Raw genomic sequence first — 23573 nt, 5'->3', positions numbered from 1 at the left:
GAGCCAGGATCAAACTCTCCATAATAGAGCGCCGTCGACAAGTCGACTTTGCTTATAACAGAGCCTTTTGAGGCTCAATCTGTAGTGCTGGTTTGTCTTCCGCAGACCCGAAAGTCCGCCTCAGACGTTTGTTGTTTCTTACGCTCAATGTTCAGTTTTCAAAGAACAATTCGTGTTTCGTTTTCGTCGACCGCGCTAACGGCGACTCAAATAATATATCACGCTGGGCGAACAGATGCAACTCTTTTCTTTAATTTTATTCAACTCTTTTTTCCACGCTCATTTCTGCTCCCAAAACAAGATAGACCGGGAACGTCGGCACAAGTCCGACTCCCGGTCTATCTTATCAAACCAACCTATTTCGTAGAGAATACTTCGCATATGAACAATTGGCGGTTCTGGCCCAAATTCACGATCTTTCCATTAACGGAAACCATCGGACGAGTCGGATTGTTACGGTCCGAGAACACGATCTCTCCAATCGTTCCATCGTTTAGCTTCACGAATATACCGTTATGGAACTGCGTCGTTCTCTCGATAAAGGTTTGAACGTACGTCGGCTCTAACTTGCCGAAAGCCCCGGAATGCAATTCCTCGAGCACGAGGTAGGGCGATTCCGCTTTTCGATAGTTTCGATTGGACGTCATCGCGTGATACATATCGGCTATAGCTACTATTTTGGCGAATGGATGGATTTTATCTCCTTTAACCTTCATCGGGTAACCACTGCCATCGATACGTTCATGATGTTGGAGCGCCGATAACCACACGCCTTGATTCATCGAAGTGCTTCCTTCGAGTAACCGAAAACCATATACGGTATGCTGCCTCATCTCTTGTACATCTTCCGCTGAAAGATGAGTAGGCTTGTTCAGAATCGCAGGATCTACCTTAACGTTGCCGATATCGTGAAGCAACCCTGCCATTGCGATCGGAAGCCAATCTTTCTCGGAAAACTTGTTCCACTTGGCCAACTGATAAGAAGTCATGGCGCAGAGTACGCTATTCCTTACCAAGATATCCATCTTGCCAACCGGCTGCGGAGCCAAGAAAGTTAACACGTTATATTCATCCATATTATCGATAAGCGCGTTCAAACCATTACGCAAATCAAGCATAGGGAGTTTAAGTCCGGAGGCGACCATGGACATCATGCGCTTGAGAAGATTCTCCATATTGAGGAATTCCTTCTGCAAGGACGTATGTTTAACCTCCGTTGTCGCGGCTGTTTCTTCAGCCACCGTATCCGAGATCTGTTCCTCCAAGCCATTACGAACGATATCCACGTTCGTTATTAAGAAAGCTTGCAGAATTTCCGTATCCCTCTCGGAAAGCGTCCGACCTTGCTGCAGCAATACGCTTCCGAGAGCAGTCTGAACGTCGCTGCCCAATCTATCTCCCACTTGCGCTTGTGAAATCGGAATAATCGCCATGCTGCAACCTCCACTAGTCGGTTGCGGAAAGCAACTTAAACGTTGTCTTCCGCTTCACCTTCAACCTCTTCGGAATCGGTATCGTCGCTCTTAGGAGCCCGAGCGACGGTAGCTACGGAATCTTCATCGCGGATATTGATTAGTTTGACGCCTTGGGTAATCCGTCCCATCGTGTTGATTCCCGACATGCTGGTACGAATCAATGTTCCGGAGGAAGTCATGATCATGAGGTCTTCATCGTCGTGAACGACCTTCAATCCAACGATAACTCCGTTCTTCTCCGTTACGTTCAAGGTTTTAATTCCTTTACCGCCGCGAGTCTGAATCCGATATTCCGTCATTGGCGTACGTTTACCGTACCCTTTGGCCGTTACGATCAGAACTTCTTGATCCGGAGAAACGATATCCATATCGATAACCTTATCGTTGGCATCCAATTGAATTCCTTTAACGCCGGTCGCCGAACGTCCCATCGCTCTTACATCTTGCTCGGAGAAACGGATCGACATCCCCTGGCTTGTTCCCATAACGATCTCGCGATCGCCGTCCGTCAACTTAACTCCGATTAAATCATCGTCTTCGCGCAAGGAGATGGCGATCAATCCGACTCTGCGAATATTCGAGTAATCGTTAAGCGGCGTTTTCTTCACGATACCGTTACAGGTAGCGAAGAACAGGAATTGATCCGGTCCGAACGATTCCACAGGAATGACCGCGTTGATCGTTTCTCCCTGCTCGATCTGAATCAGGTTAATAATCGGAGTTCCGCGGGCCGTACGGCTTAAATCCGGAATCTCGTATGCTTTCATCCGGAACACCCTGCCCTTGTTCGTAAAGAACAACAGGTAATGATGGGTGTTGGAGATGAACAGGTTCTCGATGAAATCATCGTCCTTGGTTCCCATCCCCATGATTCCTCTTCCGCCGCGCTTCTGGCTACGGTACGTGGATACCGGAAGCCGTTTGATGTATCCGGTATGGGTCATCGTAACGACTACGTCATCGCGAGGAATCAAATCTTCGTCCAGAATCTCATCGTCGCTGACCGTAATTTCCGTACGACGCTCGTCGCCGAACTTGACCTTGATTTCCTCAAGCTCCGTATGAATAATCTCGTTCACGAGTTGTTCGTCCGCAAGGATCGCTTTGTACTCCGCGATTCTTTGTTGAAGCTCGTTGAATTCCTGTTCGATCTTCTCGCGCTCCAAGCCGGTAAGGCGTTGCAGACGCATATCGAGAATCGCTTGGGCTTGATCGTTGGAAAGTCCGAACCTCGTAATCAATCCTTCGCGAGCTTCTTCCGCCGTACGGGAAGCGCGTATGAGCGAAATCACTTCGTCCAGGTGATCCAGAGCGATGCGCAACCCTTCCAAAATATGAGCCCGCGCTTCAGCTTTCTTCAGGTCGTATTCCGTCCGACGGCGGATGACTTCCACTTGGTGATTGATATAGTGGTGAAGAACTTCCTTCAGATTAAGCGTCTTCGGTTCGTTGTTAACGAGCGCCAGCATGTTGACTCCGAAGCTTGTTTGCATCTGCGTTTGCTTGTAAAGATTATTCAGCACGACGGTTGGCGTTACGTCGCGGCGCAATTCGATAACGATCCGCATGCCGTTGCGATCGGATTCGTCGCGTAGATCGGTAATTCCGTCGATCTTCTTCTCGCGAACGAGTTCGGCGATCTTCTCGACGAGTCTAGCCTTATTGACCTGATAAGGGATCTCATGGACGAGAATCCGGGCTTTACCGTTATTCTCCTCTATCGTAGCCCTTGCGCGCATCGTAACCGAACCGCGGCCCGTCGCGTAAGCTTGGCGAATGCCTACCCGGCCAAGAATAAGTCCGGCCGTAGGAAAGTCCGGCCCTTTAACATATTCCATCAAATCGTAAGGAGTCAGCTCGGGATCCCTCAACAGCGCTTGAGTACCTTCGATAACCTCCCGCAGATTGTGGGGAGGAATGTTAGTCGCCATACCTACCGCGATGCCGGTATTGCCGTTAACGAGCAGATTCGGATATCTGGCGGGCAATACGACGGGTTCGTTTTCTTCGCCGTCGTAATTCGGCCTGAAATCGATCGTCTCCTTGTTGATATCCTTAAGCATTTCCATTGCGATCTTGGAGAGACGTGCTTCCGTATACCGCATAGCCGCCGCGAAATCCCCGTCAACGGAACCGAAATTGCCGTGACCGTCCACGAGCATATACCGGAGAGAGAAATCCTGTGCCATACGAACCATGGCTTCGTAGATCGAGGAATCCCCGTGCGGATGGTACTTACCGATAACTTCGCCGACGATTCTCGCCGATTTTTTGTAAGGCTTGTCCGGAGACATCCCGAGTTCGGACATGGCATATAGAATACGTCTATGAACTGGCTTCAAGCCATCGCGAACATCCGGCAAAGCCCGGCTGACGATGATGCTCATTGCGTAATCCATGAACGATTCCCGCATCTCAACCCCTATATCGCGGTCTTTGACATGGGAGCGTAATTCTTCCGACATGAAGATCCTCCTTAAGCAATATACAAGCGGATAAGAACGCGCTTACGGCTACACACCGTAAGGCGAATTCCGTCATAGATTAGAAAATATACAATAATTCCATTATACCATATTGCCGCAGGGAAAGGTTGGATGAACCCGCATGGCGATTCAGCGCGTCCGCAGCAAACAAGCCAAAACCGACGTTCTTCTTCGGGACCCCGTCTTAACGGAATATGTTCCTTCCACCCGGGATTTCAGCCCTTCGACCGTGGAAGAAATGTTGGAGAAATATGGGATGATTTATGTAAAACCGGTTAACGGCACTTACGGCAGCGGAGTCATACGAATCGAGAAAGATACGGAAAACGTCCAGCCGTACTTCTTCCAATCGGGTGAAAAGAAATACGCCTTCGGCAACTTCGACGAGATGTATCGAAAGCTGTTAACCGTGAAAAAAAACAAGAGTTATCTCTCGCAGCAAGGTATTGAACTGTTGAAGTTTTCCGGCAGAAGGTTCGACCTTAGGGTCATGGTCCAGAAAAACCCTAAAGGGAACTGGGAGACGACAGGAATGATCGGACGCGTTGCCCACCCCCGCAAGATCGTGACGAATTACCACGCGGGAGGCACTCCTATGCCGGTTGATATCCTGTTACGTAAGTCTCTGACATCCGAACAATGGATAGCTTATGAGTCCCATCTCCGACAGTTGGGTATCGATATCGCAAGCGCTTTGGAAAAACGTTACCCCAGACTAAAGGAAATCGGAGTAGACGTCGCCATCGACCAAAGCTTGAAGCCATGGATTCTCGAAGTAAATACGATGCCGGATCCCTATCTGTTCAAGAAGTTGCCTAATCGATCCGTCTTTAGAAGAATCTATTCCTATGCGGCTGCTTACGGAAGATTCAAGTCGCGCAAACGTAAAAATTAAGAGCGATCACATATCCGCAGGGGGTATCTCCGTCTAGAGATACCCCCTGCTTTCATTCACTTCGTAGCTTTCGATGCTATACGTCCAAGTTCTTAACATACTTCGCGTATTGTTGGATGAACTCCCGACGAGGCTCTACGTTATCGCCCATCAAGGTATCGAACATGAGATCGGCTTTAATAGCGTCCTCGATTCTGACTTGCAGAAGCGTCCGGCTATCCGGATCCATGGTCGTTTCCCATAGCTGAGTCGCGTCCATTTCTCCCAAGCCTTTGTAACGTTGGATACCGAGCTTCACGCCTTCTCCGAATTCGGAAACGATCTGATCTCTTTCCTTCTCGTTCATCGCATACCGAACCGTTTTGTTCCGCTCGATCTTGAAGAGAGGAGGCTGAGCGATGTAGACGTAACCTTCTTCGATAAGCTTGCGCATGTAACGATAGAAGAACGTCAGAATGAGCGTCCGGATATGAGCGCCGTCGACGTCGGCATCGGTCATGATAATAATTTTGTGGTATCTCGCTTTCAGGATATCGAAATCGTCGCTGATACCCGTTCCGAGCGCAGTAATCATTGCCCGGATCTCCAGGTTGGACAAAATCTTATCCAGTCGGGCCTTCTCTACGTTGAGGATCTTACCGCGCAAAGGAAGAATCGCTTGGAAATGACGATCGCGTCCTTGCTTGGCCGAACCTCCCGCGGAATCTCCCTCTACGATGTAGATTTCGCTGATCGAAGCGTCTTTGGACGAGCAATCGGCCAATTTGCCGGGAAGGGAGCTGACTTCAAGCGCGCTCTTGCGACGAGTTAGTTCGCGCGCTTTACGCGCGGCTTCCCTAGCGCGTGCAGCTTGAAGACCTTTCTCCATTACTTTCCTCGCAACGCCCGGATTCTCATCGAGAAATTGAAGCAGCTTCTCGCTGAACAGCGACTCCACGAGTCCGCGCACTTCGCTGTTGCCGAGCTTCGTCTTCGTTTGTCCTTCGAATTGCGGCTCAGGAATCTTAACGGATATGATCGCCGTTAAACCTTCTCTTACGTCATCCCCGGTCAAGTTAGACTCGCTTTCTTTCACGAAGCCCATTTTGCGGGAATAATCGTTAATGATACGAGTTAGCGCGCTCTTGAAGCCCGATTCGTGCGTTCCGCCTTCATGCGTATTGATATTATTCGCGAAGGAATAAATATTCTCCGAATAGCCATCGTTGTATTGCAGAGCGACTTCAACGTTGATATGGTCTTTCGTTCCTTCAACGTAGATCGGCATTTCGTGCAGAGGATCACGTGTACGATTCAAATATTGCACGAACTCCACGATTCCTCCGTCGTATCTGAACGTATCGCTCATTCCCGATCTTTCGTCGGTGATATTAAGCTCGATTCCCTTGTTCAAGAAGGCCAACTCGCGAATACGCCCTACGAGAGTATCATAATCAAAAACCGTCGTTTCCGTGAAAATATCCGGATCGGGTTTAAACCGCGTTTGCGTGCCCGTCTCTTCGGTATCTCCGACGATCTTCAGATCGTATTGCGGAATCCCCCGCTGGTATTCTTGCTGGTGGATATGTCCATCCCGCTTAACGGTAACGACAACCAGTTCCGACAAAGCGTTAACTACGGATATCCCTACGCCGTGCAATCCGCCGGATACCTTATAACCTTCGCCGCCGAATTTACCGCCGGCATGCAAGACGGTCATGACGACTTCGAGCGTCGATTTCTGAAGCTTGGTATTCAATCCGACCGGAATTCCGCGTCCGTTATCGATAACGGTTATGCTGTTGTCTTCTTGTATAATAACGTCGATCCGCGTGCAATAGCCGGCCAACGCTTCGTCAATGCTGTTATCGACGACTTCCCAGACGAGATGATGCAGCCCCTTGCCGCTGGTAGATCCGATGTACATCCCCGGACGTTTGCGTACTGCTTCCAATCCTTCGAGTACTTGAATCTGGCTCTCGTCGTACGTATTATGCTGCGAATTCACGGACAAACCTTCCACCGCCTTCTTTACGAGGTCATTCATTTGCTCTATACAAATTCGTTGCCGTTAAACGAAATAGGAGGCGCTTATCCTTCCAGATAATGCGCCCTCTTCTTGAGAGTAGACGTAGAGATGGGGGAGTAATACACTTTGTGCTCCGTCACGACGATCGATTTAGGATCTTCTTCCCCGATCGTCTCCACTTCTTTATTCTTCTGCGCGTGCACGACGAATTGCCTCGACAGCTTCGAAGATTGCTCGATGGATATATCGAAGATAGCCACGAGTTGCGACGTTCGAATAATCTTTTCCCCGCCCAGATGGATATACACGGAGTTCCCCCTTACATTATCGCAGCAATTGACCGTCTCTCACGTGGAAAATAGAAGCATTCTTCAATCGACTCATGTTGACGCTTTCCAACCCCGTCGTCGTGATAAAAGTCTGGACGCGGCTCTGAAAGGTCTCGATGAGTTGTGTTTGCCGTGTTTGATCGAGCTCCGATAGAACGTCGTCAAGCAGCAATAACGGGTATTCTCCGATTTCTTCGTGCATCAATTCCAATTCGGCGAGCTTTAAAGACAATGCAGCCGTGCGTTGCTGTCCTTGGGATCCGAAAGATTGGACGTCCTTGCCGTTGATGGCAAAAGCCAAATCATCGCGATGCGGACCGGCCATCGTCATGCCCCGCCGGAATTCCTGTTCCTTGCCTTGCGTTAACTTTAACATAAATTGTTGGAATAAAGAAGATTGATCTTGGTTATCCATACCAATCGCGCTCCCGAAAGAGGGCTTATACTCCACGGTGAATAGTTCCGTCCCTCCGGTGATCCCGGCATGGATTTTCTCCGCCCACTTCTGAAGCTGTACAATAAAGTTTTTCCTTTTTTGCATCATTTTAACACCTGTCGTCGCAAGCTGTTCATTCCATACGTCCAGCATCTCCGGAGAGGCCCTGTGAATGTCGGTGGACTTCAGGTAATTATTCCTCTGCTGCAATATTTTCTGGTACTGCTGCATGTCGTACAAATAACCGGGATGCACCTGGCCGATTTCCATGTCCATGAATCGGCGACGTACTCCCGGTGCTCCCTTGACGATATCCAGATCTTCCGGAGCGAACAACACCACGTTAAGCGTACCTACGAAGCTGCTAAGCTTGCGTTGCTCCAAGCCGTTTACTTTCGCCTTCTTGCCTTGCGCCGATAATTGTAATTCAAGGCTGACATCGCCGTGTTTCCTGCTCATCTGCGCCTTGATGACGGCCGAGCTTTGATTCCAGCCTATCAATTCCTTGTCCTTCGAGGTTCGATGAGACTTGGTTAAAGACAACACATGGATGGCTTCGATCAGGTTGGTTTTCCCTTGGGCATTAGGTCCGATAAAGATATTGACGCCGCCTTCGGTCGATAGCTTTAACGACTCGTAGTTGCGATAGCCTTGAAGCTCCAATGTGTTTAAGTGCATAGGATATTCCCTCTCCAACTATGTTCGGAAATCGCCCGGCCGACGTTAGCGGGTCGTAATCGTGAACGTTCCGAACCCTTCGACCTCGACGACGTCTCCGACTCTAAGCTTGCGTCCTCTGCGATTATCGGGCTCCCGGTTGATCAGAACGCTTTTTTCCTGCAGAAAATGCTTGACCTCTCCGCCGGTACCGATACATTCGGCAAGCTTCAAGAACTGACCCAAAGCGATATATTCCGTGGATATTCCGATGCTTTTCATCCTATTCGCCTCAATTCGTCGTCCGGTAAGGAAGGATAAGATGCAGGCTGTTCTCGTGATCGTTCGGTCTGATGATGATCGGACTCATAGCCCCGTTAAATCCGATGAACAATTCGTCGCTGTCGATAACCTTCAGCACGTCTAGCATATATTTGGAGTTGAACGCGATTTTGAGCGGTTCTCCGCGCATTTCCGTCACGGTTAATTGTTCGGTTACTTTACCTAATTCGGAGGAGCTCGAGGAAATTTCGATTCCGCCGTTATCCGTCGTCATCAACCGAACGATATTCGTTTTTTCCTCCCTGGAGAGTAGGTAGGCGCGATCGATGGAATCGCTGAGCGCTTTCGTGTTTAATACGAGTTCTGTTTTGAAGCTTTGCGGAATAATCTTGGAAGTATCCGGATAAGTCCCGTCCAACATTCTGGAATAGAACAAGACGTTGCCTAGCTTAAACAACACCTGGTTCTCGGCGACGACGATGTCGACCATCACGTTCTGATCGGGCACGATTTTCGCTAATTCGTTTAACGTTTTGCCGGAAATGACGATATTCGAAAATCTGACGTCGTATAACTCGACAGGAGCGGATCGACTTGCCAAACGATGCCGGTCCGTGGCGACGAATTTATAGATGCCTTCCTGCAAATTCCATAATACGCCGGTCAAAATCGGCGTCGATTCGTTGGTCGTAACCGCGAATACCGTCTGTCTGATCATGTCCCTCAGCAAATCTCCGGGGATCGACACGACTTGATCTTCTTGTATCGTAGGCAACACCGGGAACTCTTCGGGATCGAGCCCGACTAGTTGAATTTCCGTAGCTCCCGAAGTGATCAAAGTCTGAAACCGATCGCCAACCTCTATATGAACTTCCTCATGCGGTAGTTTTTTGACGATTTCCACGAAAAATTTGGCGGTAAGCACGACGCTTCCGGAGCGGATCACCGTCGCTATCGTTTTATTCGAAGTTTCGAGCGGTATGAAGCTCTGTATGGAAATGTCGGTATCGCTTGCGGTTAAGGTAACCCCAGCCGGACTAGCATCCAATTTAATTCCACTAAGGATAGGTATCGTAGTTCTCGTGGCAACGGCTTTGGATACATGTTGTATAGCGTCATTTAACTCGTTGCGCAATATCGTCAATTTCAATGGGTTCACCTCGTCGATTTTTTAACGATTGCCTAAGAAAGTCGATTCGTTTTCTTTATCGGAATCGTCGTCGACATAAACGATGTTTCGCCGTCTTTTATCGTCCCGTCGAAATGTCGTTTATGCATGTATTGTAGCATGTTTAAATCTTTAAGTCGTAGTAGGGGCGGTGAATATGTGGATAACCGCGAAAAAGCTCGAAAACAACGCCTATCCACATGTGGACGCTTTGTGTATAGGCGTTGATGATTTTTTACGTTAAATTTTTGATTCTTTCGGTCAAACTGTTGATAATTTTGTATAAGTCCTGATCCACTTTCAGCAGCTGAGAAATCTTCTCGTGAGCGTGAATGACGGTCGTATGATCCCTGCCGCCGAAAGCTTCTCCGATCTTGGGAAGGGAGTAGTCCGTTAGCTCGCGGGATAGATACATGGCGATCTGTCTGGGGAACGCGACGGCTTTCGTTCGCTTGCGCGCCTTGAAATCCTCAAGCTTCAACCCGTAGTAGTCGCCGACCCGTTGTTGGATATCCTGCATCGTGATGAGTCTATTTCGCCCGGTTGGTAGAATATCCTTCAGCGCTTCCGCCGCCAAGTGGGCCGTGATGTCCTGATTCGTCAGGGAGGAGTAGGCGACGATCCGAATGAGCGCGCCTTCCAATTCGCGAATGTTGGAATCGATCATGTTCGCGATGTACATCATAGCTTCATTGGGGATATCGAGGTTCTCCGCTTTTGCCTTTTTGCGAAGAATGGCGATCCTGGTCTCTAGATCCGGCGGTTGAATATCAGTGATCAATCCCCATTCGAAACGGGATCGAAGCCGTTCTTCAAGCGTTGGTATCTCTTTAGGCGGACGGTCGCTGGAAATGACGATTTGCTTATGTTCTTCGTGCAGCGCGTTAAAAGTATGGAAGAATTCCTCTTGCGTTCCTTCTTTACCGGCCAAAAACTGAATATCGTCGATGAGAAGGACGTCGATGTTGCGATACTTGTTGCGAAAGCTTTCGCCCCGGTTATCGCGGATCGCGTTGATGAATTCGTTGGTGAATTTCTCCGAAGAAAGATACAAAACCTTCATATGAGGGTTATGTTCCAATATATAGTGCCCGATGGCATGCATCAGGTGGGTTTTACCCAATCCTACGCCTCCGTACATGAAAAAAGGGTTATAGGATTTGGCGGGCAACTCCGCCACGGCTAACGATGCGGCATGGGCAAACCGGTTGGCCGCTCCGATGACGAAAGTATCGAACGTATATTTCGGATTCAGCATATGCATCATCGGTTCTTCGTTCGCCGGCTGCCGATTCGTCTGAGAGGAGGGCACGAGCTCCATCGGTTCCGGGGGCCGTACTTCTTCTATAGAAAACTTAACCTCTACGGATCTGCCGATATAATCGGATAACGTCGAGGAAACCAGCTTCGTGTAACGCGTCTCCAGCCATTCGACGGCAAAAGTCGTCGGCGCGGTTACGATAACCGCGTTATCGCTTATAAAAGAAGCCTTCGTCGCTTTGAACCAAGTGTCGAAGCTTGGCTTGCTTAGCTTCGTTTGAATGACCGACAACACTTGTTGCCAGACTTCATTATTGCGGTTGTCCACGACATTTTCTCTCCTTTAACCCATCACAAGGACAAAAAATAAGCGGAGAACGAGTAGTCGAATGTATTGCTCGACTAGTTATCCACATAATTCCCTGAATTATTTATAGGGATGTCCACTTACACGGGGGTTTGTTCACAAAGTTATTCACAGGCTGTTAATAAATCGAGGGGGATTGGATGTAATCCACTGGAAAAGTCTTGACTAATCATAGCAGACAAACCCTCTGAATTCAACGAAATTCAATATGTTATCCACAATTTCAATAACTTGTGGATGAAAACTGTGCACAGCACTATATATTGTTGATAAGATGTGCGAGACTTCGACAATGTTCAACTTTCGTCGTTAACAACTTCCCGCTTTATACACATGTGCATAACTTAAATATTGGTTAATAGATGATTCATTGACTTTTTGGGCGCTACGTGGTTTAATAGATGGACGTGAGTTTTTAAGTAAGGGGGTTGGAATCATGGGTCCTACATTCAAGCCGAATGTGAGCAAACGTAAGAAGGTTCACGGTTTCCGTAGCCGCATGAGCTCGAAGAACGGTCGTAAAGTTCTCTCTGCTCGTCGTCATAAAGGTCGCAAAGTTTTGACAGCATAGTTAATGAAGACCACGCGATGTGGTCTTTTTTTTTACTTAATTGGGAATGCATAAATGTGAGGTCTGAATAGGTTATCGCGGATGAGGCGAGGAGTCTCGTTCGCGTAACGATATTTCCGGATAGATGGAGCGGTGTGAAATGCATAGGAAGCTGCGCCTTCGGAAAAGAGAAGACTTTAACGTGGTTTATCGCTATGGCCGTTCGTTTGCCAATTCGCAATTCGTGGTCTATTGGCGTAAACGCTCGAAGAGTACTTTTCGCATGGGGGTATCCGCCAGCAGTAAATTAGGCGGTGCAGTCGTACGAAATCGATTGAGGCGAATGGTGAAAGAGATCGTAAGGTTGAATTCCACGAAGCTGCATGAGGATATGGATTTGATTCTAATCGTACGCAAGCCCGCGTTATCTCTTCCATATAAGCAGATGGAAAGCAGCATTCTACATGTGCTGCGTAAAGCCGGTCTGCTTAAAGGTTCTGTCCCTAGTCCTAGTGCGGTTACGTCAAGCGCGGCAAGAGGGAATCGAACGGGCAATCGGAACGGAAAACAAGGCAAATAAGACGAGGCTTGGTGGACAAGCCTTTGCTTTTCTTTGCCTTCTTTCTTATGGTATAGTGGATTTGAATAGTTGAATGCTGGACTGGTTATTCTGGGCTAGTAAGAGAAGTTTACATTACGGCAAGCCGGGCGTTTAAGAGGGGAGTTTTTAGTTTTGTTGCGAAATCGCAAATGGTGGATTGTTCTAGGCGCATTATCTCTGATGATGCTATTGGCGGGGTGCTCGCCGAATACGCCGGCAGTGACGACAAGTGCTATGTCAGATAGCGGGTCGTGGTGGACGCGAAACGTCGTTTATTGGTTCTCGCTGATGCTGGATAAGTTCGCGGATTTCTTCGGCGGATCTTATGGCTTATCGATTTTATTGCTTACCATTATAGTAAGGACGTTAATCCTTCCTCTAATGATTAAACAATATAAGAATACGAAAGCTATGCAGGCGCTTCAACCGGAAATGAAGAAGGTTAGGGAGAAGTTCAAGGACGATCCTAAGCAGCAGCAAGCGGAAATGATGAAGCTGTACCAGACGCATCAGGTTAATCCGTTGGCGGGATGTTTGCCGCTTATCGTTCAAATGCCGATATTCATTGCTTTGTATAACTCCATTTATAAGAACGTCGAGATTCGGGAGCATACCTTTCTTGGTCTGCAACTGGGATTATCGCCGCATGACGGACAATGGTATTACTACGTCGTTCCGGTAGTTGCCGCGATTACGACGCTTGTACAATCGTTGATGATGGCACAGCAGCAAACGATGGTCGGTCCGATGAAAGGCTTAATGTACATCTTCCCGGTCATGATCTTCGTTATGGCGATCAACTTCCCGGTCGCATTGCCGCTGTACTGGATTTATAGCAATATCTACACGATAACGCAAAATTATTTCATGTATAGAAAATCACCTAAGACGGTAGTCGTTGAAGAAACTCCGAAACCAAAGCCAAACTCAAAAGGTAAAGGTAAGGGGGCCCGCGTAAAATGAAAAAGCTCCTGGCATCGGGAAAAACGATAGAAGATGCTGTTCGTAAAGGTCTGGCCCAACTGGGCGTGCAAGAGGACCGGGTGAACATTAAGGTATTGGAACAGCCAAGCAAAGGGTTGTTCGGGCTCATTGGAGCCAGAGATGCGAAAGTGGAGTTGGAATTGCTGCCGGACGGCGTGGAAGAGGCGATACTCTTCCTTCGCGAGGTATCGGCGGCGATGGAACTTACCGTTTCTGTTGAACGGGTAGATGAGAATGATGCAGTGCGGATTAACGTAACGGGTTCCGACTTAGGCATTCTGATCGGTCGACGTGGACAGACATTGGATTCTCTGCAGTACCTTGTGAACATCGTGGCTAATCGCCACTCGAACAAGCATCTTCGAATCGTACTCGATGCCGAGCAATTTCGTGAACGCAGGCGCCAGACTCTTGAATCCCTCTCGGAACGAATGGCATTAAGAGTCGTTCGGACGCGCAAAGAAATCATGTTAGAACCGATGACTTCGCAGGAACGGAAAATCATTCACGCATGGCTTCAAACAAATCCGTCCGTGAAGACTTACAGCCAGGGCGAGGAACCAAATCGCAGAATCGTAATCGCCTTGAAGTAACATAGTAAACCGCGCAATGGCTTCCGCAACGTTGGGGGGTCATTGCGTTTTTGTATCATGTCTCTCGGAAGGCTTAGTTTTACTTCAACAATAAGAAAGTATAAGTTTTGGGAAGAGGGATTACATTGAACGAAGATACGATCGCCGCAATCGCGACCGCTCTAGGAGAAGGAAGTATAGCGGTTGTTCGGTTAAGCGGCGCTGATGCGATAAATACGGCTGCAAAGGTGTTCAAATCCAAACAGGATTTGCGCGAAGTGGCTTCTCATACGGTACAGTATGGCTGGATTGTAGATCCGCATAATGATAATGTATTGGATGAAGTGCTGGTTACGGTAATGAAAGGTCCAAGATCTTTCACGGCCGAAGACGTCGTGGAAATAAGCACTCACGGTGGGATCGTCGCGGTAAAGTCGGTTTTGGAACTGGTCTTGCGATACGGAGCTAGAATTGCCGAGCCGGGTGAATTTACGAAACGCGCCTTCTTGAATGGAAGAATCGACTTAGCCCAAGCTGAAGCCGTAATCGATCTTATTCGGTCGAAATCGGACCGAGCATTCCAGGTGGCTAGAAAACAGGCGGATGGGGCATTATCTAAGCAAATCATCCCTATGCGTCAGGAGCTTATCGAGTTGCTGGCACATGTAGAGGTCAATATAGACTATCCGGAGCACGACGTAGAGGACCTAACGTCCGATTATATACGTGGTACCTGCAGCAAGATTCTCAAGCAAGTGAACGAACTGCTCTTGAAGTCTAACGAAGGCAAGATTTTAAGAGAAGGTATCGTGACGGTTATCGCCGGACGTCCGAATGCCGGCAAATCCTCTTTATTGAATGCCTTGGCACGGGATAACAAAGCAATCGTGACGGATATCCCGGGTACGACACGCGATATTGTAGAAGAGTCGGTTTCCTTATCCGGTATTCCTTTAAGGCTGATGGATACGGCAGGTATTCGGGAAACGAGCGATAAAGTCGAACAGATCGGCGTAGAGAGATCGCATGACGCCCTTATCGATGCAGACCTGATATTGCTTGTGCTTAACCATCATGAGCCGTTGCACGAAGACGATAGAAAACTTCTGAAGCAATTGAAGGATCGTTCGACGATTATCGTCGTCAATAAAATCGATTTGCCCGGTTCGTTGGAAATAGACGAAGTTCGGCACGATTATAATGAAGAGCGTATCGTCTACTTGTCGGCTAAAGATGGGAACGGAATAGATGAACTGGAAAAATCGGTCTCCGGGTTATTCTTCAGCGGAGCAGTCGATTCGGGCGATATTACTTATGTAAGCAATGCGCGTCATATTGCGTTGCTGCATACGACGAAGAAATCTCTGGAGGATGCTGTAGCCGCTACGTACGAAAGCGTACCGATTGATCTAATCCAGATCGATATTACGGCATCATGGGAATCTCTGGGCGAGATATTAGGGGATGCGGCAGGGGATTCGTTGCTGGATCAAATTTTCTCCCAATTCTGTTTGGGTAAATAATAAATCGAGAAGCAAGAGGGAGGGAAACGTTATGACTTACCGTGCAGGTGATTACGATGTTATCGTTATCGGGGCAGGACACGCGGGCTGCGAAGCGGCACTGGCTGCTGCCCGTATGGGCTGCGAAACGTTGTTGTTGACTATTAACTTGGATATGGTGGCATTCATGCCATGTAATCCATCCGTAGGCGGACCGGCTAAAGGGCACGTTGTCAGAGAGATCGATGCTTTGGGCGGAGAAATGGGACGGAATATCGATAAGACGTTCATTCAGATGCGTATGTTAAATACGGCCAAAGGGCCAGCCGTCCATGCGCTTAGAGCTCAGGCCGATAAATTCTTGTATCAGCACAAAATGAAGGAAACCATTGAATTGCAAGAAAGACTGACGTTACGGCAAGGTTTGGTTGAGGATCTCTTAATCGAAGACGGGGCGTGCGTTGGCGTTGTAACTAAAACGGGTGCTGAGTATGGCGCTAAGACGGTTGTACTAACTACGGGTACTTATTTGCGAGGGAAGGTTATTCTTGGCGAATTAATGTACGAGAGCGGACCGAACAATCAACAACCGGCGGTTAAGCTGTCCGAGGCCTTGAAGCGTTGCGGGTTTCAATTGGCGCGGTTTAAAACGGGGACTCCTCCGCGCGTGCATGAGGATTCCATTGACTTCAGCAAAACGGAAATTCAACCGGGCGACGACAAGCCGAAGTACTTCTCCTACGAAACGGAGTATATGGCGCATTCCCAACAACAGATTCCTTGTTGGTTAACGTATACTTCTGAAACAACACATCAAATTATTAACGATAATTTGTATCGGGCACCGATGTTCTCCGGTTTGATCGAAGGTACAGGACCGAGATATTGTCCGTCAATCGAGGATAAAATCGTCCGCTTCGCGGATAAGCCGAAGCATCAAATTTTCCTGGAGCCAGAGGGTCGGAATACGAAGGAATATTATGTCCAAGGCCTATCCACGAGCATGCCAGAAGAGGTGCAAGTGGATATTCTTAGATCCATTCCCGGATTAGAGAAGGTAGAGATGATGCGTCCGGGTTATGCGATCGAATATGACGCAGTTGTGCCGACGCAATTATGGCCATCGCTTGAAACTAAGCTGGTTACGAACTTGTTCACGGCAGGCCAGATCAATGGAACTTCGGGTTATGAAGAAGCCGCGGGTCAAGGCGTTATGGCGGGCATCAACGCAGCGCGTAAAGCGCAAGGAGCGGATCCGGTCATTATCGATCGGTCCAAAGGCTACATCGGAGTCATGATCGATGACTTGGTTACGAAAGGTACCAACGAGCCGTACCGTTTGCTCACTTCAAGAGCGGAGTATCGGTTACTGTTGCGACACGACAATGCGGATCTGCGGTTAACTCCAATCGGATACGAAATCGGATTGATCAAGGAAGAGCGGTACCAGAAGTTCGTTAACAAGCGGGAGCGAGTAGAAGAGGAGATTAATCGTCTGAAAGAAACCAGATTTCGCCCTGACGAATCCGTCCAAGCGATGCTGGCTCAAGCCGATTCCTCTTTACTAACCAACTCCGTCGATGGAGTTACCTTGCTTCGCCGTCCGGAACTCACCTATAAACATTTGGAAACTTTGTCGCCTTCGCCTATCGAATTGACGGAGGATATGAAGGAACAGGTAGAAATTCAGATTAAATACACGGGTTATATCGAAAAACAGCAAATTCAGGTCGATCGTATGGAGAGAATGGAAAAGAAGCGAATTCCGGATAACATCGATTACGATATTATTTATGGATTGGCTGTAGAGGCCAAACAGAAGCTTGGGAAAATCCGACCTCTATCCATTGGCCAGGCATCTCGGATATCAGGGGTTACGCCAGCGGATTTGTCTATTCTGCTCGTGCATTTGGAACATTATAATCGAGTGACCGCGGCGGCTCATGGATCATGACGGATACCATTCAACGGCAATTCTCGCAGCATGTCGGCAATCTGGGTATACGGTTATCAGATGAACAATTAGCGCAGTTCGAGTCTTATTATTCCTTGCTAGTGGAATGGAACGAGAAGATGAATTTGACCGGCATAACGGAAAGAGACGCAGTTTACGAAAAGCACTTCTACGATTCTCTAACGCTGGCTGGCGTCGTGGATTTCGACAAACAGAATTCTCTAGCGGATATCGGTTCTGGAGCAGGCTTCCCCTCTATTCCGCTAGCGATCGTCTATCCGCATCTTCAAGTGACGATTATCGATGCACTAGCGAAAAGGATCAAGTTTTTAGAGGAAGTTACTTCGAAGCTTGGCTTGTCAAAGGTATCGTGTTTGCACAGCCGTGCAGAGGATGCGGCTAGGAAGAGGGAGCACCGCGATCAATACGACGTCGTTACGGCAAGAGCTGTGGCCCGACTTGCCGTACTTAATGAATTCTGTTTACCCTTCGTGCGACCGGGCGGCGTATTCGTTGCCATGAAGGGGACGGATGTCTCAGTCGAATTAGACGAGAGTCGTTATAGCGTGGCGAAATTAAACGGCAAAATCCAAGACGTCAAACGACTGTCCCTTCCGACGGAAGGTTCGGACAGGCATTTAATAATATGCGCGAAGAAGGACCCCACGCCTTCTGCATATCCACGAAAATCGGGCATTCCGCTTAAGACTCCTTTAGTTAAAGCGGATGTTTCTTATCAGGTTAACAAGTGATAGATTTGAACTCAAAATGTTCCACGTGAAACATTACTCTCGCGGGAGTGAAATGTTTCACGTGGAACATTTTTACGTTTACTAGAGTAGTTAATACATGGTATCCTAAGGTGTGAAAGTTTTTTCGCAAGCAGGAGAATCGGGCTGGGATAGCGAATATAATAGATTATCAGATAAGTGTGCCGCACATGCGCCATTCGGTGCGAAATGGCGGCGCTTTTTCGTCGCTATGGACACAAAAACCTATCCGCCTATCTTACTTAATGTGGTGATCCGAGAGAAATGAAAGAGCCATTCTCACGACTGCTTGGGCTGTCGGAACGTAACAGCAGTAGTCAAGAAGAAGTCAAACAAATACCGATACACGAAATTGTTCCGAGTCCGTATCAACCACGATCCGTGTTTGATGACGATCGGATCGATGAGCTGTGTCAAACCATTAAGACCCACGGCGTGATTCAGCCTATCGTCGTTAGAATTCGTAACGGCAAATTCGAGATTATCGCCGGAGAACGTCGCTGGCGCGCAGTCACAAAGTTGGGAATGGACTACATACCCGGTATCGTGAGAGAGATTAATGACTCTCAGGCTGCTTCGGTAGCGCTGATCGAAAACTTACAACGAGAAGGGCTGACAGCTCTTGAGGAAGCGATCGCGTATCAGAAGCTGATCGATTTGCATCAATTAACCCAAGAAAGCTTGGCGCAAAGACTCGGAAAAAGCCAATCTACTATTGCGAATAAGATTCGGTTGCTGCATCTGGGAGAAACCGTTCGAAATGCATTGTTGGAACGTAAAATTACGGAACGTCACGGAAGAGCATTGCTTTCCTTGCCGGACGAAGAGATGCAAAATAAGTTGCTCGGGGAGATCATCGAGAAGGATCTCAATGTGAAACAAACGGAAACTAGAATCGCATTCTACTTGGAGGTCGCTAAACCCAAGAAGAAACGGTTTTCCTTCACGAAGGATGTAAGGCTTGCGTTAAATACCATCCGCCAATCGGTAGATATGGTGAATGGGTCGGGAATCCCGATTAAATCAAGCGAAAAGGATTGCGAAGACCATTACGAAATTATAATCAGAATCCCTAAACGTTAGAATAAAGCGGTTGTCCATGTTTGACAGTGAACGCTTGCCACCGAGCGAAATTCTGGTAAGCATTAAACATGGGGCCGCTTTTTGTTTCTTTATAGGCGATAAACATTGAGGTGAATGAGGTTGTCTAAAATAATAGCGATTGCCAATCAGAAGGGCGGGGTTGGCAAGACCACGACTTCGGTCAATCTGGGGGCATGCTTAGCATCTCTTGGCAAAAGAGTGCTGATCGTCGATATCGATCCCCAGGGCAATACGACTAGCGGTATAGGAATCAACAAAGCCGATGTTAATTATTGCATTTATGACGTGTTGATAAATGAAGTGCATCCGAAACAAGCGGTAAATGAAACCGACATTCCGAATTTGAAAATCATTCCGGCAACGATTCAGTTGGCGGGAGCGGAAATAGAGTTAGTTCCTACGATGTCTCGGGAAATTCGCCTCAAGAAGGCGTTGGCTCTCGTTCGCAACGATTATGATTATGTTCTTATCGATTGCCCACCATCGTTAGGTATTCTAACAATTAACTCACTGACGGCTGCGGATTCCGTATTGATTCCAATTCAATGCGAATATTACGCGCTAGAGGGTTTAAGCCAGCTTCTCAACTCCATTCGTCTCGTTCAGAAGCATTTGAACACTTCTTTGCAAATTGAAGGAGTACTATTAACGATGTTCGATGCCAGGACGAATCTTGGCATTCAAGTCATAGAAGAAGTAAAGAAATACTTCCAACAAAAAGTGTATCAAACCGTGATTCCGCGCAACGTGAGATTAAGCGAAGCGCCATCGCATGGGCAGTCCATAATCACTTATGATCCAAAGTCCAAGGGTGCAGAAGTGTATCTCGAGCTGGCGAAGGAAGTGATCTCTTATGAGCAAGCGGCTAGGTAAAGGGTTGGATGCGCTGATCACCTCCCTTTCTATTAAAGAGGATGACAAGATCGTCGAAATACCATTAACGCAATTAAGGGCGAATCCGTATCAGCCTCGAAAAACCTTCGAAGAAGAAGCGATTAAAGAGTTAGCGGAATCGATACGCGAGCACGGAGTTATTCAACCGATCGTCGTGCGCCAAGCGTTAAGAGGGTACGAGATCATTGCAGGTGAAAGACGGTTCAGAGCCTCTCAACTTCTAGGTAATGCTACGATTCCCGCGGTTGTTAGAACCTATAACGATCAGCAAGTAATGGAAATTGCATTAATAGAGAATGTGCAACGAGAGGATTTGAACTCGCTAGAAGTTGCGGTTGCTTATCAAGCGATCATGAATCAATTTAATCTAACGCAAGAAGAGTTATCGCTTAAAGTCGGTAAGTCTCGTTCCCACATCGCGAACTTCCTGAGATTGCTCTCGTTGCCGGAAGAAATCAAAGATTATGTTTCACGTGGAACATTATCGATGGGGCATGCCAGAGCGCTTGCAGGAATTAAGGATGATGCCGTAAGACGTCAATTAGCTAAACAAACGGTATCCGGTGAATGGAGCGTTCGCGAGCTGGAAGAAGCGGTTCAGAATACGGAAACCAAGGTCAACGTGAAAGCCAAGCAAAAGGCGAAGAAGAGAGACCCGTTCATCGAAGAAATCGAAGAGGAATTGCGGGAAAAATTCCAGACGACGGTTCGAATTAAACCTAACAAAGATAAAGGTAAAATAGAGCTTTCGTACTTCGGAAAAAACGATCTGGAGCGTTTGTTAGAGCTACTGAAAGCAATGGCTTAATACACATAACGATAGCATGCCTAAGTTGTAATCTTCCTGAGGAAAGATTAAACTAAGGTATGCTATTGTTGCGTTAGGACGGTGGTTCAGATGCTGGAAAATAAGCCGATTATATATTTAGATAATGCCGCGACAAGCTGGCCGAAGCCGCCTGCCGTATGGGAAGCCATGGAGCGGAGCATGAGGGAGAGCGCAGCTAACCCGGGAAGAGGTAGCCATGCAATGGCCGTTAAAGCCAGCAGGGTGTTATTCGAGTGTCGCAAGAAGCTGGCGAGATTGTTTAAGATCGGAAACCCGAACGATATCGCTTATACGTTAAATGCAACGCATGGTTTAAACCTTGCCATTCAGGGGTTATTGAAGCCTGGCGATCACGTCATCGCAACGACGTTAGAGCATAACTCGGTCAGACGACCGTTAGAAGCAATGAAACGGACGTTAGGAATAGAGGTAACATACGTTCCGACGGATGCGGAAGGCATACTTGACTTAAAGACTTTGGAATCCGCAATTACGCCTATTACGAAATTAATAGCCATCACCCATAGCTCCAATTTGTTGGGATCGATCATGCCTATCGGCGAGATCGGAGAAATCGCTAGACGGAATAACGTAAAGCTTCTTGTAGATGCTGCGCAGAGCGCAGGGGTATTGCCAATTGATGTTGTAGGCATGGGTATAGATCTGTTGGCTTTCCCAGGTCATAAAGGATTGTTAGGTCCTCAAGGAACTGGGGGATTGTATATCCACCCGAATCTGGAGCTTGAGCCGCTTATGCATGGCGGGACGGGCAGCAAGTCGGAGGATCCGGAACAGCCGCACGTGCGTCCGGACCGTTATGAGGCGGGAACTCAGAATACGGTCGGAATAGCGGGATTAGCGGAAGGCGTCAATTTCGTGCTCAAAGAAACGCCAGAAGCGATCCATGCCAAAGAACAACAGTTGACCTTCGAACTGATGGAGGGTTTGCAGTCGATTCCGGACATTAGCCTATTAGGGCCTAAGATAGGAGTGGAGAGAACGGCAATCGTCTCCTTCCTGCTAGAGGGAGTCGATCCTTCCGAAATGGCCTTCTTGCTGGATCAACAATTCGGGATAGCCGTGAGAGCGGGATTCCATTGTACGCCGCTGGGGCATGAAACCGCAGGGTCGTATGAAACGGGTGCCGTACGGGCAAGTCCCGGATATTTTACCGAAAAATCGGAAATCGTATCTATGGTTGATGCGGTTAAAGAAATTCGCCGAACGCTTAAGGGCGAGAGATAGAACGCATAGCTTGAATTAATGGGGGAGACAGAAATAATGAATGGTTGGAACGATGAGATTGCTGCGGCAATTGCGGTAGGGGAAGGTCTACTTCTTATCATATTATTCATATGGGTCGGAGTGGTAGCAAGTAAACTTCGTAAGTTGAAAGTATCGCATCATAAAATGGTGGGTGATACTGGCGTCAACAATATGGAAGAGGTCATGCATTCCGTTCATGAACGGATCTCCGGAATGGACGAAAAGCAGAACGATCAAGGCGCGAGACTGGAACTACAAGAAAAACGCCTATCAACCCTGAAGGGAAGAATCGGCGTTCATCGGTTTAATGCATTCTCGGATTCGGGCAGCGACCTTAGCTTCTCGGTTGCGTTCGTGAACGATAATCAAGATGGGGTAGTGATTACCGGCATTCACGGAAGAGAACAAACGTTCTTGTACGCTAAGCCCATCGATAAAGGGCAATCCGCGTACATGTTAACCCCGGAAGAGAAGACGGCTATCAATCTGGCATCGCAAAAGGGATAACCGACTGGCTACGCGTTTTATGTACGGCATTCAAGAGACTTTGCGCAATAATCTCCGACATCTTCACGACAAGATTCAATCGTGTGTTCTGCAGGACGAAGTACTCCATGAAACCGCCGACGTTAACGATCCCGGTCATATGAATGTCGCCAACGGGGGGTAGCTCCTTGTTGACGCCGGCTCCAGGACGGACGGGACCCGATCCGACCTGAATGCACCCGACGCTGGAGACTTGTCCGAGACAGGCGTCTACGGCGATCACGAAGGGTTGTCGGGAGGTTCGCATGATCTTGAGCAGAGTGTCGCCCAAGTTCATGGCATGCACCGGTTCTTCCAACGTTCCATACAAGTCGAATAAAGAGCTGTACTCACGGGATAGGGCCGTTCCCACCAGCGGGCCTAGCGAATCTCCCGTCGAGCGATCCGTGCCAACGCAGACGATGACAATGCGGCGCTCTTCCGGTAAGGATTCCAGGAAATACTCGAGCTTCTGGGATAACCGATTTAATACGGTTGGTTCGTTAAAAGGAATTTTTAAAGAGAGCGCCGCTGTTTCCGGTGCGGAGCCCGGACGTTTCTCCCACGCGCCGTTCATTCGTCCGATTCGCCTCCTACCCTAGTATGTTACTAGTATATGGACGAAATCGAGCATTTATACTTGTACTATCAGAAAGCAT

General features: G+C 48.1%; 22 protein-coding genes. 13 read left to right on the top strand and 9 right to left on the bottom strand.

The genetic code is table 11. From position 1 onward, the window contains the following. Positions 1-356 precede the first annotated feature (356 nt). Both DFP95_RS26690 and gyrA read right to left on the bottom strand, forming a co-directional pair. Positions 357-1433, bottom strand: a complete 1077-nt coding sequence (locus DFP95_RS26690; RefSeq protein WP_115995726.1) for an HD-GYP domain-containing protein — start codon at positions 1431-1433, stop codon at positions 357-359. Between the two features lie 35 nt (positions 1434-1468). Then, a complete protein-coding gene (gyrA, locus tag DFP95_RS26685; RefSeq protein ID WP_115995725.1) occupies positions 1469-3940 on the bottom strand; it encodes a DNA gyrase subunit A in 2472 nt (823 codons plus the stop codon). A 142-nt stretch (positions 3941-4082) separates the two neighbouring features. Here gyrA and DFP95_RS26680 point away from each other — a divergent pair, with 142 nt between their 5' ends. Then, on the top strand, positions 4083-4856 hold the full coding sequence (locus tag DFP95_RS26680; RefSeq protein WP_115995724.1) for a YheC/YheD family protein: 774 nt from the start codon (positions 4083-4085) through the stop codon (positions 4854-4856). A gap of 76 nt (positions 4857-4932) precedes the next feature. Here DFP95_RS26680 and gyrB read toward each other — a convergent pair whose 3' ends face one another. From gyrB to dnaA, 6 genes are all read right to left on the bottom strand, one after another. Then, positions 4933-6882, bottom strand: coding sequence for a DNA topoisomerase (ATP-hydrolyzing) subunit B (gene gyrB, locus DFP95_RS26675; RefSeq protein ID WP_425453330.1), 1950 nt, complete (start codon positions 6880-6882; stop codon positions 4933-4935). A 44-nt stretch (positions 6883-6926) separates the two neighbouring features. Next, positions 6927-7172, bottom strand: coding sequence for an extracellular matrix regulator RemB (gene remB / locus DFP95_RS26670; protein WP_115995722.1), 246 nt, complete (start codon positions 7170-7172; stop codon positions 6927-6929). Positions 7173-7188: 16 nt separating this feature from the next. Further along, positions 7189-8307, bottom strand: coding sequence for a DNA replication/repair protein RecF (gene recF, locus DFP95_RS26665; RefSeq protein WP_115995721.1), 1119 nt, complete (start codon positions 8305-8307; stop codon positions 7189-7191). Positions 8308-8352: 45 nt separating this feature from the next. After that, positions 8353-8568 carry a S4 domain-containing protein YaaA gene (gene yaaA, locus DFP95_RS26660; RefSeq protein WP_115995720.1) on the bottom strand — a complete coding sequence of 72 codons (216 nt, stop codon included), beginning with the start codon at positions 8566-8568 and terminating at the stop codon, positions 8353-8355. Between the two features lie 10 nt (positions 8569-8578). After that, positions 8579-9718, bottom strand: coding sequence for a DNA polymerase III subunit beta (gene dnaN, locus DFP95_RS26655; protein ID WP_115995719.1), 1140 nt, complete (start codon positions 9716-9718; stop codon positions 8579-8581). A 253-nt stretch (positions 9719-9971) separates the two neighbouring features. After that, positions 9972-11324, bottom strand: coding sequence for a chromosomal replication initiator protein DnaA (gene dnaA / locus DFP95_RS26650; protein ID WP_115995718.1), 1353 nt, complete (start codon positions 11322-11324; stop codon positions 9972-9974). A gap of 475 nt (positions 11325-11799) precedes the next feature. Here dnaA and rpmH point away from each other — a divergent pair, with 475 nt between their 5' ends. The 12 genes from rpmH (at position 11800) to DFP95_RS26590 (ending at position 22896) form a co-directional block, all read left to right on the top strand. Beyond that, positions 11800-11934 (top strand): 50S ribosomal protein L34, encoded by a 135-nt coding sequence (rpmH, locus tag DFP95_RS26645; protein WP_115995717.1) that lies wholly within the window; start codon positions 11800-11802, stop codon positions 11932-11934. A gap of 139 nt (positions 11935-12073) precedes the next feature. Next, on the top strand, positions 12074-12493 hold the full coding sequence (gene rnpA / locus DFP95_RS26640; protein ID WP_115995716.1) for a ribonuclease P protein component: 420 nt from the start codon (positions 12074-12076) through the stop codon (positions 12491-12493). A gap of 201 nt (positions 12494-12694) precedes the next feature. Then, positions 12695-13477 carry a YidC/Oxa1 family membrane protein insertase gene (locus DFP95_RS26635; protein ID WP_115995729.1) on the top strand — a complete coding sequence of 261 codons (783 nt, stop codon included), beginning with the start codon at positions 12695-12697 and terminating at the stop codon, positions 13475-13477. After that, complete coding sequence (gene jag, locus DFP95_RS26630; protein WP_115995715.1) at positions 13474-14091, top strand: RNA-binding cell elongation regulator Jag/EloR; 618 nt, start codon at positions 13474-13476, stop codon at positions 14089-14091. The genes DFP95_RS26635 and jag overlap by 4 nt, the downstream gene beginning before the upstream one ends. Before the next feature lie 125 nt (positions 14092-14216). Beyond that, complete coding sequence (gene mnmE, locus DFP95_RS26625; protein WP_115995714.1) at positions 14217-15593, top strand: tRNA uridine-5-carboxymethylaminomethyl(34) synthesis GTPase MnmE; 1377 nt, start codon at positions 14217-14219, stop codon at positions 15591-15593. Positions 15594-15624: 31 nt separating this feature from the next. Then, positions 15625-17526 carry a tRNA uridine-5-carboxymethylaminomethyl(34) synthesis enzyme MnmG gene (mnmG, locus tag DFP95_RS26620; protein ID WP_115995713.1) on the top strand — a complete coding sequence of 634 codons (1902 nt, stop codon included), beginning with the start codon at positions 15625-15627 and terminating at the stop codon, positions 17524-17526. Beyond that, positions 17523-18278: a 16S rRNA (guanine(527)-N(7))-methyltransferase RsmG gene (gene rsmG / locus DFP95_RS26615; RefSeq protein WP_115995712.1), complete on the top strand. Its 756-nt coding sequence runs from the start codon at positions 17523-17525 to the stop codon at positions 18276-18278. The genes mnmG and rsmG overlap by 4 nt, the downstream gene beginning before the upstream one ends. A 282-nt stretch (positions 18279-18560) precedes the next feature. Further along, a complete protein-coding gene (gene noc, locus DFP95_RS26610; protein WP_115995711.1) occupies positions 18561-19379 on the top strand; it encodes a nucleoid occlusion protein in 819 nt (272 codons plus the stop codon). A gap of 120 nt (positions 19380-19499) precedes the next feature. After that, positions 19500-20273, top strand: coding sequence for a ParA family protein (locus DFP95_RS26605; RefSeq protein WP_115995710.1), 774 nt, complete (start codon positions 19500-19502; stop codon positions 20271-20273). Next, on the top strand, positions 20254-21102 hold the full coding sequence (locus DFP95_RS26600; protein WP_115995709.1) for a ParB/RepB/Spo0J family partition protein: 849 nt from the start codon (positions 20254-20256) through the stop codon (positions 21100-21102). Before DFP95_RS26605 ends, DFP95_RS26600 begins: the two co-directional genes overlap by 20 nt. Before the next feature lie 90 nt (positions 21103-21192). Further along, on the top strand, positions 21193-22368 hold the full coding sequence (locus tag DFP95_RS26595) for an aminotransferase class V-fold PLP-dependent enzyme (RefSeq protein ID WP_115995708.1): 1176 nt from the start codon (positions 21193-21195) through the stop codon (positions 22366-22368). Between the two features lie 36 nt (positions 22369-22404). Then, positions 22405-22896, top strand: coding sequence for a DUF4446 family protein (locus DFP95_RS26590; RefSeq protein ID WP_181907624.1), 492 nt, complete (start codon positions 22405-22407; stop codon positions 22894-22896). Here the strand turns inward: DFP95_RS26590 and yyaC are convergent. Next, a complete protein-coding gene (yyaC, locus tag DFP95_RS26585; protein ID WP_115995706.1) occupies positions 22871-23491 on the bottom strand; it encodes a spore protease YyaC in 621 nt (206 codons plus the stop codon). The two genes, DFP95_RS26590 and yyaC, sit on opposite strands and share 26 nt — an antisense overlap. Positions 23492-23573 lie beyond the last annotated feature (82 nt).

The sequence above is a fragment of the Cohnella lupini genome, assembly GCF_003386205.1.
GTDB lineage: Bacteria > Bacillota > Bacilli > Paenibacillales > Paenibacillaceae > Cohnella > Cohnella lupini.
Note: the sequence above shows the minus strand (reverse complement) of the source record. Positions and strands in the feature narration are given on the sequence as shown.